This window comes from Arthrobacter sp. PAMC25284 (genome assembly GCF_019443425.1).
GTDB classification, from domain to species: domain Bacteria; phylum Actinomycetota; class Actinomycetes; order Actinomycetales; family Micrococcaceae; genus Arthrobacter; species Arthrobacter oryzae_A.
The window spans coordinates 3,113,421-3,124,241 of record NZ_CP080382.1; the positions used below are offsets into that span (position 1 = coordinate 3,113,421).

11 protein-coding genes and 3 pseudogenes are annotated in these 10,821 nt (G+C 65.2%); 9 read left to right on the top strand and 5 right to left on the bottom strand.

Features of this window, described 5'->3' with window-relative positions:
* Positions 1-45: 45 nt before the first annotated feature.
* Positions 46-1,269: an acetoin utilization protein AcuC gene (locus KY499_RS14385; protein ID WP_123254671.1), complete on the top strand. Its 1,224-nt coding sequence runs from the start codon at positions 46-48 to the stop codon at positions 1,267-1,269.
* A gap of 10 nt (positions 1,270-1,279) precedes the next feature.
* Here the strand turns inward: KY499_RS14385 and KY499_RS14390 are convergent, their stop codons facing one another.
* The gene (locus KY499_RS14390; RefSeq protein ID WP_258190800.1) at positions 1,280-1,882 is read right to left on the bottom strand and encodes a hypothetical protein; all 603 of its coding nucleotides are present in this window, start codon (positions 1,880-1,882) and stop codon (positions 1,280-1,282) included.
* A 114-nt stretch (positions 1,883-1,996) separates the two neighbouring features.
* On the opposite strand from KY499_RS14390, the pseudogene KY499_RS18835 reads away from it, so the two are divergent.
* The 4 genes and pseudogenes from KY499_RS18835 to KY499_RS14410 all read left to right on the top strand — a co-directional run bounded on the left by KY499_RS18835 (position 1,997) and on the right by KY499_RS14410 (position 4,755).
* Positions 1,997-2,579, top strand: a pseudogene (locus KY499_RS18835) (ArsR/SmtB family transcription factor).
* A gap of 335 nt (positions 2,580-2,914) precedes the next feature.
* Positions 2,915-4,028 (top strand): annotated as a pseudogene (locus KY499_RS14400) (3-deoxy-7-phosphoheptulonate synthase).
* A gap of 212 nt (positions 4,029-4,240) precedes the next feature.
* The gene (locus KY499_RS14405; RefSeq protein ID WP_123254669.1) at positions 4,241-4,462 is read left to right on the top strand and encodes a helix-turn-helix domain-containing protein; all 222 of its coding nucleotides are present in this window, start codon (positions 4,241-4,243) and stop codon (positions 4,460-4,462) included.
* A 194-nt stretch (positions 4,463-4,656) separates the two neighbouring features.
* A complete protein-coding gene (locus KY499_RS14410) occupies positions 4,657-4,755 on the top strand; it encodes a 30S ribosomal protein bS22 (protein ID WP_003792170.1) in 99 nt (32 codons plus the stop codon).
* Positions 4,756-4,862: 107 nt separating this feature from the next.
* Here the strand turns inward: KY499_RS14410 and KY499_RS14415 are convergent.
* Positions 4,863-5,672 (bottom strand): annotated as a pseudogene (locus tag KY499_RS14415) (HAD family hydrolase); the annotation flags it as partial.
* Positions 5,673-5,755: 83 nt separating this feature from the next.
* On the opposite strand from KY499_RS14415, the gene KY499_RS14420 reads away from it, so the two are divergent.
* Together KY499_RS14420 and KY499_RS14425 are read left to right on the top strand one after the other, a co-directional pair.
* Positions 5,756-6,016, top strand: a complete 261-nt coding sequence (locus KY499_RS14420) for a glutaredoxin family protein (protein WP_123254667.1) — start codon at positions 5,756-5,758, stop codon at positions 6,014-6,016.
* A gap of 130 nt (positions 6,017-6,146) precedes the next feature.
* On the top strand, positions 6,147-6,839 hold the full coding sequence (locus tag KY499_RS14425) for a redox-sensing transcriptional repressor Rex (protein ID WP_123254666.1): 693 nt from the start codon (positions 6,147-6,149) through the stop codon (positions 6,837-6,839).
* A 246-nt stretch (positions 6,840-7,085) separates the two neighbouring features.
* On the opposite strand, the gene KY499_RS14430 is transcribed toward KY499_RS14425, so the two are convergent.
* The 3 genes from KY499_RS14430 to KY499_RS14440 form a co-directional block, all read right to left on the bottom strand.
* Positions 7,086-7,586 (bottom strand): hypothetical protein, encoded by a 501-nt coding sequence (locus tag KY499_RS14430; protein WP_308813051.1) that lies wholly within the window; start codon positions 7,584-7,586, stop codon positions 7,086-7,088.
* Positions 7,587-7,800: 214 nt separating this feature from the next.
* The gene (locus KY499_RS18355) at positions 7,801-8,568 is read right to left on the bottom strand and encodes a hypothetical protein (protein WP_258190801.1); all 768 of its coding nucleotides are present in this window, start codon (positions 8,566-8,568) and stop codon (positions 7,801-7,803) included.
* A 200-nt stretch (positions 8,569-8,768) separates the two neighbouring features.
* Complete coding sequence (locus KY499_RS14440) at positions 8,769-9,317, bottom strand: YceI family protein (protein ID WP_123254664.1); 549 nt, start codon at positions 9,315-9,317, stop codon at positions 8,769-8,771.
* Positions 9,318-9,532: 215 nt separating this feature from the next.
* Here KY499_RS14440 and KY499_RS14445 point away from each other — a divergent pair, with 215 nt between their 5' ends.
* Both KY499_RS14445 and KY499_RS14450 read left to right on the top strand, forming a co-directional pair.
* On the top strand, positions 9,533-10,198 hold the full coding sequence (locus KY499_RS14445; protein ID WP_123254734.1) for a histidine phosphatase family protein: 666 nt from the start codon (positions 9,533-9,535) through the stop codon (positions 10,196-10,198).
* A 2-nt stretch (positions 10,199-10,200) separates the two neighbouring features.
* The gene (locus KY499_RS14450) at positions 10,201-10,818 is read left to right on the top strand and encodes a TlpA disulfide reductase family protein (protein ID WP_123254663.1); all 618 of its coding nucleotides are present in this window, start codon (positions 10,201-10,203) and stop codon (positions 10,816-10,818) included.
* Positions 10,819-10,821 lie beyond the last annotated feature (3 nt).

The following is a 10,821-nucleotide window of genomic DNA, read 5'->3' on the forward strand; positions in this document are numbered from 1 at the left end:
GGGGGCAGGGCCCTGGCCCCGGCGCCCTCGGGTAGCCTGTCCTTGATGACATTCCTGCCCGGGCTCGCTGAGACCCCGCTGCCAACGACGGTAGTGTGGGATCCCGCCATGACCGCTTACAACTTCGGTCACGGCCACCCGATGGCTCCGGAGCGGATGGAACTCACGGCGCGGTTAGCCGGCAGCCTGGGGTTGCTGGACCTGGCCGGCGTATCAGTGGCGGCCCCGGACGTCGCAACGGACGAGGACCTGTGCGCGGTCCACACCCCCGAGTATGTGGCGGCTGTCCGGCGCGTCAGCGACGACCCCGGCATCCCGGACCTGGTCCGGGGGCTGGGCACCGAGGACGACCCTGCCTTTGCGGGCATGCACGAGGCAAGCGCCCGGCTGGCGGGCGGCTCGCTACTGGCTGCCGCGGCGATTCTTGACGGCAGCGCGGTGCGGGCCGTCAATTTCGGTGGCGGGATGCATCATGCCGCCGCCGACCACGCCAGCGGCTTCTGCATCTATAACGACTCCGCCCTCGCGATTCAGCGGCTGCTCGACGGCGGCGTGGCACGGGTGGCGTATATCGACATCGACGCCCACCACGGCGACGGGACACAGAACATCTTCTGGGACGATCCGCGGGTGCTGACCATTTCCCTGCACGAGTCGGGGATGACATTATTCCCCGGGACCGGGTTCGCCAATGAGATCGGCGGTCCGAATGCGCTCGGCAGCGCGGTGAACGTCGCGCTTCCGGCCGGTACCGGGGATGCGGGCTGGCTGCGGGCGTTCCATGCCGTCGTCCCGCAACTCGTGGGCGCCTTTCTGCCGGAGGTTATAGTCAGCCAGCACGGCTGCGACTCGCACCGGCTTGATCCGCTCACCCATCTGAACATCAGTGTCGACGGTCAGCGCGAGGCTGCCACCGTGATCGGCAATCTCGCCGCCCGTTATTGCGACAACCGTTGGCTTTCCACCGGCGGCGGAGGGTACAACGTCATCAGCGTGGTTCCGCGGTCCTGGTGCCACCTGATCGCTATTGCCGCTGGCCGCCCGGTCCCGCTCCGCACCCCGGTGCCGGAAGAATGGCGTGCGTACGTGCACGAGAAATACAGCGTCACCCACGGTGCGGAGGCCCCCCGTCTGATGGGAGACGACGTCGATCTTTGGTGGCGCTCCTGGGAAGTGGGGTTTGATCCCAACGACGGGGTGGACCGTACTGTGATGGCAACCCGCAAGGAAATCTTCCCGCTCTACGGTCTGGATCCCTGGTTCGACTAGTCCGGTTCGGCTAGTCCGGTTCGGTCGCGGCGGCCTGTGGCCGGTCGGCCCTGTTGCGCGGGGCGCCGGACCTCTCCGTCTGGAACACAACTCCGGCGGCGCCGATGATCCAGCCAAGAATGGAGAGCGAAAAGGCGTTGACCAGATCGGTGGACGCCGTGCCCTTGGCCAGCCAGACGGCGAGGACCAGGAGCCCGATGACGAGATAGACCATGACTGCCGCGACGATGCGCCCGGACAGCCGGGCGGTAATCTCTCCGGTATTCAGGGCCGTGGGCTTGTCCTTGTTCTTGTCGGAGGATCCGCCGGTGCCGCTGCTGCCCTGTTGTTCCCGGCGCACCTCAGCGACGGTGAAACCCAGGGCCGACGCGGTGAGCGAACTCAGCGACGTGGACAGCACTCCGGCCGCGCACACGACGGCGTTGTTGAGCTTTGGAGCAGCGCTCGTGCCGTCGGGTACCCAGAACCCCACCTGCAGCAGCACTGCAGCCCAGACGATGACAAAAAGCGCGAGAAAAACCATGGCAATGATGTTGAACAGTTGCTCCCGGAAGAAATCCCCCACGCCGATGCACCCCTCGGAATCTGTGGGCTGCAGCCGGACTATTATCACGGCTGTGAGTCCGTTTTAGCACCCCGCCACGCGCAGGGCAATGTCCTGCGGGCAGGTAGGCCGGCGCGGAAATAATTGATGCCCTCCGGCGTATATGTCGCTACTGTGGAGGGCATGATGACAGACGACGTATTTGCCGTCATTGCTGAGGCGACCCGGCGTGACATTCTGGTATCCCTCCGCGAGGGGGACAAAGCAGTGGGGGAGCTGGTCCGGGAACTTGAGGCCAGCCAGCCCACCATTTCCAAACATCTCAAGGTCCTGCGGGAGGCCGATCTGGTGAGTATGCGCGCCCAGGGCCAGAAGCGTTACTACGCACTGAACCCGAAACCCCTTAAGGGGATCGCCGCGTGGCTGGAGACGTTCGACGTTGGTCCCGCGGAGCCTCTTTCAGCGGCCAGGACCCTTTCCGGAGGTGCCGGTCCAGACCCTATCCCCGGCCATACCGGGGCGCCTGCGCCGGCAGGGCAGTTCCCGGCCCCCGCAGGCCCCACCCCTGACATCCGCCGCGCCGGAGTCCGCCGCCACCCGGGCCGCACGTCCGGCGGGAAGCCGGATGAGTCCTGCCGTCCTTGGCCCGGCGGGTACGGCAGGCGAGGACAAGATGCCGCAGCAGATTGGCCGGACGGTAGGCCGTGCCGCGACCAAAGCCGCGGACCTGCTGGCCAACTTGCCGAAGTTCGGCCGAAAGAAATAACGCAGCGGGGCAGCGAAGCACGGGTGAGACGGGTGAGGCGGGCCGGCGCCCTGCTCCGCTCCGGCATCTCGCCCCCGGGGCCGCTGGCCCGCGCCGTCCGCGGACCGGGACGATTACCGCCCGGTTTGCCCCGGGTCCGGCTTCGGGGCTATGGTCCTTTCATGACAAACCGTTGGTATGCGTATTTTTCGTTGGCTCTGGAGGGGCCCGCGTCTAACTGACACGCATCCAACCTTCCTTCAGAGCCAACAGGGCAGAGATCATTCTCTGCCCTTCGCCATTTCTCCGGCGGGTTCTGATCAGGGCCCGCTCCGCACCCGGAACAGGACCCGAACATGAGCATTGAAGCAGCCCCCGAAACCCAGCAGTCCACCTCGAACCTGCGTGTCAGCGAGTTCACTCCGCTGCCCACACCGCAGGACATGATCGCGGAACTGCCGCTGGATACCCGGGCTGTTGACGTCGTCGGCCGGGGCAGGGGCGAGGTGCGTGCCATCATGGACGGCGTCGATGACCGGCTTCTTGTCATCGTGGGGCCCGTGCTCCATTCATGACCCCAAAGCCGGCCTCGAGTACGCCAGGCGGCTGGTCAGCCAGGCTGAAAAGCACCGTGCTGACCTCCTGATCGTGATGCGGACCTACTTCGAGAAGCCCCGCACCACGGTGGGCTGGAAGGGCCTCATTAACGATCCCCGCCTCGACGGTAGCCATGACATCCCCGCCGGGCTCCGTGCCGCCCGCCAGTTCCTGCGTCAGGTCACCGCGCTCGGGTTGCCCACCGCCACCGAGTTCCTCGAACCGATCAGCCCGCAGTACATGGCAGATCTGGTCTCCTGGGGCGCCATCGGCGCCCGCACCACAGAAAGCCAGATCCACCGCCAGCTGGCGTCCGGCTTGTCCATGCCGATCGGGTTCAAAAACGGCACGGACGGCGATTTGCAGGTGGCGCTGGACGCCTGCAGCGCCGCCGCGGCGGCCCAGGCATTCCTCGGCATCGACGACGACGGCAGGGCAGCGCTCGTGGCCACCGCGGGCAACCCGGACACCCACATCATCCTCCGCGGTGGACGCACGGGACCCAACTACTCCGCGGCCAATGTCGAGGCGGCCTCAGCAAAGCTCTCCGCCGGTCGGCTGAACCCGCGGCTGATTGTGGACGCGAGCCATGCCAACAGCGGAAAAAACCACCACCGTCAGGCCGAAGTGGCCCTCGAAATCGGCGCCCAGCTAGAGGACGGGGGAGCCGCTTCAGCTGCCATCGCAGGCGTTATGCTGGAAAGCTTCCTGGCCGGCGGGGCGCAGAATCTCGACGTTGCTGCCCACGCCGTGGGAGCTGATGATCTGGTGTACGGCCAGAGCGTCACGGATGCCTGCATGGATTGGGATATGACGGCCTCCGTGCTGGGCCAGCTGGCGTCCTCGGTGCGTGCACGCCGCACCCGCGACTAGCGTGCACCTGCCCGGCCTGCACGCCAGTAGGGGCCGGGAACTCTAGTTTTTGGGGATTCCTGCGGGAAGTATGTGGGCATTCCTGCGGAAGCCATTCACATTGGTATCAGGAGCCACTAGTGTTACTGCCACGTGGTTGTCTGATGGCTCAGCATTGGCACGCCGCCCAGATTTCAGGTGGTTGCTGTTCGCTCGAGCAAAGGAATAAGAAAATGTCTGTGGAGGAAAACTTCTCCAGGGCCCGCTTCCTGACCGTGGCCGAAGTCGCTGAGGTCATGCGGGTGTCCAAGATGACCGTGTACCGACTCGTGCACTCCGGAGAGATGCCTGCCGTGCGTTTTGGCCGCTCCTATCGGGTCCCCGAAAACGCCGTCGAACAGTATCTCAAGAGTGCGGTTGTCGAAGGAGAGCACGGCCACTCGGAAACCGGCTGAGCCATCATCCGTGACGCGGATCCGCCCCCGCAGGCATAGTTTGGGGTCGCGGTCGTAGGGCGGCCCTGATAAGCGGTACCCTGTTAAGGAACGTTTTACGTCATTGTTAGAACCTGTCAGTTGTACAGTCCGTTGCACAGTTCACGGGCGGCTTCCAGCAGACAGGTACTGCATCTAGTTTGTGAGGAACTTTCGTGGGTTCAGTTATTAAGAAGCGTCGCAAGCGTATGGCCAAGAAGAAGCACCGCAAGCTGCTTCGCAAGACGCGCCACCAGCGCCGCAATAAGAAGTAGCAATACTTCTCACTGCGTGAAATGCCCGTTGCCTTTCGGCGACGGGCATTTTCTTTGCGTCGTGGGGTGTTGCCTGCTGCTGCGCCGGGCAGGATCCCTAGCGGGGCCGGTCCGCGGAAGCGGGAAAAGCCACGCCAGAGGCCATAAACGGCCCCTCCCACAGTGGCGGCCTTCAGCCCCAAAGTGGCGGCACGACGACCGGAACGGAAGTCGTAGATCGGCCAATTGTTGTCCCGGGCGTGCCGGCGCAATTTGCTGTCAGGGTTGATCGCCACCGGATGGCCCACCGTGCTCAGCAGCGGGATGTCGTTGTGTGAGTCGCTGTAGGCCCAGCAGCGGTCCAGATCGAGACCTTCCGCCTCGGCAACCCGGCGGACGGCCACGGCTTTGGCCGGGCCGTGGAGAATTTCGCCCACCAGCCGCCCGGTGTAGGAACCGTCCAGGCTTTCGCCGACGGTGCCGAGGGCGCCGGTCAGTCCGAGCCGGGTGGCGATCACGGTAGCTACCTCGATCGGGGTCGCCGTCACCAGCCAGACTTTGCGCCCCACCCGCAGATGCTGCTCGGCCAGTGCCTTGGCGCCCGGCCAGATGCGGGATTCGATCATTTCGTCATAGACCTCCTCGCCCAGAACCTCCACGTCCTTGACCAGGATCCCGGCGGCGAGGGCCAGAGCTGCATCGCGCACGGCGTGGACATCCTTGATGTTCTCGCCGCGCAGCAAAAACATAAACTGTTTCCAGGCGATGCCGCTGGCCTGCGGCACGGTGAAGGCGCCGCGCTGGTACATCTTCCGTGCCACATGGAAGAGACTGGCCCCACGCATGAGGGTGTTGTCGACGTCGAAGAAGGCCGCCTCGCCCCGCTGCGGTGATGCGGCAGGTTCGGTGACCACAGCGACGTACTTGTCCTCGGGCATGCCACGAGTCTAGTCAATGCCCGGCAGCGAACCCGCCGCGCCGCGCGTCGACGCCTGCCCCGCCGTCGGGCTACCGTTGGACCATGGCAACGCCAGAGATCATCCTCATCACCAAAGCTGACTGCCACCTCTGCGCGGACGCGCGCTCCTCCGTGCACCGGGTTGCCCAGACCTTGGGCCTGGACTGGAAAGAGCGGTCGATAGACGACGACGCTGCGCTGCGCGAACGTTACGCGGAGGAGATCCCGGTGGTGCTGGTGGATGGCATCCAGCGTGACTTCTGGAAAATTGACGAAGCCCGGCTGGAGCGGACGCTGAGACGGGCCCTCGAACAGCCGTCCTGAGCCGCTGCGGCCCTCGCGGCCTGCAGCGGCTGGCGGCACGCCGCGTCATGGTGCCGCCGGCGACTGCTTTGTTGGGGGCAGCCCGGGGGACCTAGAGTGGAAGGCACAACGCGACTCAATGGAGCAGATAGTGACCTCGCTGGAATCATCCCCGCACGCAGTGCCCGGGGGAGCAGGACCTGCCAAGCAGATTCCGCCCGCGGCCGTAGCCCGGCTGACCATCTATTTGCGCGCCCTGACCGCGCTGCTGGCGGAAGGCGTGGACAGGGTCTCCTCTGAGTCGCTCGCCGAGGCTTCCGGAGTCAGCCCGTCCACCCTTCGGAAAGACCTGTCCCACGTGGGTTCTTACGGGACCCGAGGGGTGGGCTATGACGTCCAGTACCTCAACCGTCACATCGCCGCGGCCCTGGGGCTGACCCACGACTGGAAGGTCGCCATCGTCGGCGCAGGCAACCTCGGCCGTGCCCTGGCGCGGTACGGAGGCTTCGAATCCCGGGGGTTTGAAGTCGTGGCCATTTTTGACGCCGACCAGATGGTGGTGGGCAGTGAAGTGGGCTGGCTGCGGGTCAGCGACGCCGCAAACCTTGAGCCTGTGCTGCAGCGGACCGGCGCGAACATGGCCGTTCTGGCGCTGCCCGCCGCTGTGGCGCAGGATGTCTGCGACCGGGTGATTGCGGCCGGGGTCCGGAGTATCCTCAGCTTTGCGCCGGTTGTTCTTCAAGTGCCGCCGGGCGTGAACCTCCGCAAGGTGGACATGGCGACGGAACTCCAGATCCTCGCCTACCACGCCCAAAGGGCGCAGGACCCGGCTGGCACGGACTGAAGGGTGTCAGCAGCCGGGGTTCCCACGCCCTGCGCGGCGTTGAATCAGTTGCCGTAGGGGTTTCCCGGCCGGAAGGGATTCGCGAAGGGCTGCTTCTGGAAATACGGTGACGTCGCCGGCAGGTAGAGCATGGCAATGCCGGCGATACCAGCCACAACCGCGATGCTTCCAATGCCAAGCGGCGCAATATTGAGTAGGGACAAGGCGGCAAATACCGTACCGAGGATTCGTGCCCAGTTCTTCCCCTTACGGACGTTGAACGCAACGAGCGCGTAAAGGGCCGGCACTGATCACGGCGAATGCCACGATTGTCCACACTATGAAGTCCTTGACCGTATCGAAATCGATGGCGGCGCCGCCTGCTGCCATCTGCTGCTCGAAGACGCTCCGGAACTCGGCGTTGTCGAGTGAGCCGAGGGACAGCAGGAGGGAGATCACCCAGACTGCACCCGCCCCGATGATCAGCCAGAACGCAGTGTTGACCATCTTGGGCATCCCGCCTGGACCCTGCGGCTGGCCCGGCGGGACGTTGGCATAGGGGGACTGCCCGTAGCCCGGTGCCTGCTGGCCGTACTGCGGGGGCTGGCCGTACTGTGGGGGCTGGCCGTAGCCCGGTGCCTGCTGGCCGTACTGTGGGGGCTGGGGTGCCTGCTGGCCGTACTGCGGGGGCTGGCCGTAGCCAGGTGTCTTCTGATCGCGGGGCTCAGGGCTGTCAGGAGCCGGGGGCTGGACTGGGGGGTTGCTCATTCTGTGGCCCTTCGTATGTCGGTCGGCGGTTCGGTTGCCGGGATCAGTGAGCCTGCCCTGCTCCCGGCATGGCTTACTTCCACCGTATCGCGGGCAGGCCGCGGCGAGGATCATTCCCGCGCGGGAATCCCGCCCCGCCGACAGTGCTGCCCTGCCCGAGCCGCGAGCCGTCCGCGCCCATCAACCGGCCATGCCGCAGGGCTGGCAGTCAGTCCTAAACCCTGCCGCGGTGGGCGGCGAACCACGCCTGCGCGTTCGGGAGCCACATCAGCACGGTCGCCGCGAGGCTGATGAAGAAGCTCAGCCAGTTGCCGCCACCGCGGCCACCGACGGCCCCGGAGTTGACGATGACCAGGACGAGCGAGATGCCGGCCACAATAGTCAGCGCAAAGCGCGCCCACTCCCGGCCCTCCTTCATCTTCATGGCCAGCACGATCTGGGCTGCCGCGATGGCCAGAGCCGCGAGGACCAGGAGGAGCACGACGAAACCCACGGCCGGGGCGAAGGCAAAAAGAACGAAGGAACCGAAAATACCGACGACGCCGGCGAGGAGCCCCAGGAGCCCGCCGATCAGCCAGATCCAGTAGGACACCTTCAACTCGGTTGGCATGTCGGTCACGCTGAACATGCTTGAGAAGCCGCCCGTGGGCATGACATCGTTGAAGCTCCGTGGCCGGTCCGTGGGCATTTCGAAGCGGATCCCGCCCGCCGGGGCCGGCTGACCGGGCTGATACGGGGGCTGCTGACCGGGCAAGGGATAGCTCGGCGGCTGCTGGTAGCCCGGGGGCTGCTGGCCGGCCGCCGGTTGGCTCGGCGGCTGCTGGTAGCTCGGCGGTTGCTGGTAGCCTGGCGGCGGAGCGTCGTAGCCCTCGGGAACCGGCGGAACCTTGGGGGGTTCGGAACTGGCGGACGGACCGGTGCTGCCGGACTCATCGTGGGCATCCGGCTGCTGCCGCGGCGGTACATCCTTAGGGTCGCTCATGGCACTCACTGTAGACCGGCCGCTGCGCGTTATCTAGGGAATTTGGACCCGGGCGCTCCCGAGTCGGCAATGCCGGATGCAGCATCCGGCCGCCGCCACAGGCTCGCGAAAGAAAGCAGAAACCCCGCGTCACGGCGTCGAAGTAGACGCGCGTGAAGCGGGGTTCTGGGCTGCGTAGCGGGTAGCCGGGTCAGCTCTGCCTAGGCAGCGGGAGCGATGAACGCAAGCTCCAGGTTGACAGCGACCTTGTCGCTGATCAGGACGCCGCCGGCCTCGAGCATGGCGTTCCACGTCAGGCCAAATTCCTTGCGGCTGATGGTGGTCACGGCGCTGACGCCCGCGCGGGTCTGGCCGAAGGGATCCACGGCCACGCCATTGAACTCGGTGTCGAGGGCGATGGGGAGGCTTACTCCCTTGATCGTGAGTTCGCCCTGGAGCTCGTATGCGTCGCCCTTCGGAACGAGGCTGCTGGAGACGAAGGAGATCTCCGGGAAGTTCTCGACGTCGAAGAAGTCCTCGCCGCGGACGTGACCGTCACGATTCGCGTCGCCGGAGTCGAAGCTGGCGGTCTGGATCCTGGCGCTGACCGTGGAGCCGGCGACATCGTCGGTCAGGTCCAGGGTGGCTGCGGCGTCCTTAAACTGGCCGCGGACTTTGCTGATGCCGGCATGGCGGACGGTGAAGGCGATCTCGCTGTGTGAGTTGTCGAGGGTCCAGGTGCCGGTTGTGACGTTGGCGGGAAGTGCCATGGTGGTTCTCCTTGTGTCGGGTGAAGTGGTGCGTGTTTTGGTGTGGTCGTTGGTTGAAACTTCATTAGTTGAAATCTCAACCAACTGCTGCATCCAGTATAAACATGCGTTTGCATCTTTTATTCCGCCCCTGGGGAACATTTCGTCAAACTTCCCAGTTCTACTTCCTGTAGAAGATTTCGTCATTGACCCTGCCCTTTGAGAAACTGGTACACATGCCCCAAGCAACCGTTCATCTGCTCCGCCACGGCGAGGTCCATAATCCCGATCGCGTCCTGTATGGCAGGCTGCCGGATTTTCACCTCTCCGAACTCGGTCAGGAGATGGCCGGAGTCCTGGCAGGCCACTTCAGCGACCGTGCCGCTCAGGGAGCGAAACTCGTGCACCTTGTGGCATCCCCGCTGACCCGGGCCCAGGAGACCGCACAGCCGATCGCCGACGCGCTCAACCTTGAGATCGTGACCGAGGCCCGGATCATTGAGGCGGCCAACTACTTCGAAGGGCTCAAGGTTTCCAAAGCTGAGCTCCTGAAGCCCAAGCATTGGGTCCATCTCCGGAACCCCCTCCGCCCGTCCTGGGGCGAGCCGTACAAGGAGCAGTCCGCCCGAGTCCTGGCAGCCGTGCAGGATGCGCGCCTCAAAGCCATCGAGCTCGGCGGCGACGGGGCCGAAGCCATTCTCGTCAGCCACCAGCTCCCCATCTGGGCTACCCGCCTGAGCGCCGAAAATAAGCCCCTGTGGCACGACCCGCGCAAGCGCGAGTGCACACTGACGTCCCTCACCTCCCTCGTGTTCGACGACGCCGGAACGATCGTCCGTGTTGACTACAGCGAGCCCGCTGCCGCACTTCTCCCCGGTGCCGCCAGCACGCCAGGAGCCTGAGCATGCCACGCAGCTACGCCGCTCAAGCCCCGTCACGCCGCTCCGTCCTGACCGCCGGTGGATCGGCCCTGGCTGTGGTGCTGGGCCTGTCCGGCTGCGCCCAGGAAGACGCCCTCGCCAAACAGGCCAAAGCCGGAGACAACAAAAACTACGTTGCCGGCGACGGATCGGTGACGGAATTCGCTGTTGCCGACCGAAAAAATCCGGTTGTTATCGAGGGAACACTGTTCGATGGAACGGCTGTGACGCCGGACGCTTTTCAGGGCAAGGTCACCGTCCTGAACTTCTGGTTCGCGGCCTGCGCCCCCTGCCGGGTGGAAGCGCCCGCGCTGGAGGCCCTGCATCAGGAATTCAAAAGCCAGGGTGTTCAGTTTTTCGGCGTGAACCTTCGCGATGAGAAAGCCACCGCCGAAGCGTTCGACAAAACGTTTAACCTCACGTACCCGAGCTTCAACGACAAAGACGGCGCGGTGCTCCTGGCCGTTTCCGGTCTGGTACCGCCGGGCGCCGTGCCCACCACTCTCGTACTGGACAAGCAGGGCAGAGTCGCCTCCCGCGTCCTCGGTGAAATCCAGCCGGGCACGCTCAAGTCCCTCATCGCCGCCGCCGTGGCAGAGTAGGGA

Excerpts from the sequence above, each read along its gene's own strand:
- KY499_RS14385 (WP_123254671.1), top strand. The coding sequence starts at position 46 with ATGACATTCCTGCCCGGGCTCGCTGAGACCCCGCTGCCAACGACGGTA.
- KY499_RS14405 (WP_123254669.1), top strand. The coding sequence starts at position 4,241 with ATGTCTGTGGAGGAAAACTTCTCCAGGGCCCGCTTCCTGACCGTGGCC.
- KY499_RS14420 (WP_123254667.1), top strand. The coding sequence starts at position 5,756 with ATGGCAACGCCAGAGATCATCCTCATCACCAAAGCTGACTGCCACCTC.
- KY499_RS14430 (WP_308813051.1), bottom strand. The coding sequence starts at position 7,586 with ATGAGCAACCCCCCAGTCCAGCCCCCGGCTCCTGACAGCCCTGAGCCC.
- KY499_RS18355 (WP_258190801.1), bottom strand. The coding sequence starts at position 8,568 with ATGAGCGACCCTAAGGATGTACCGCCGCGGCAGCAGCCGGATGCCCAC.
- KY499_RS14440 (WP_123254664.1), bottom strand. The coding sequence starts at position 9,317 with ATGGCACTTCCCGCCAACGTCACAACCGGCACCTGGACCCTCGACAAC.
- KY499_RS14445 (WP_123254734.1), top strand. The coding sequence starts at position 9,533 with ATGCCCCAAGCAACCGTTCATCTGCTCCGCCACGGCGAGGTCCATAAT.
- KY499_RS14450 (WP_123254663.1), top strand. The coding sequence starts at position 10,201 with ATGCCACGCAGCTACGCCGCTCAAGCCCCGTCACGCCGCTCCGTCCTG.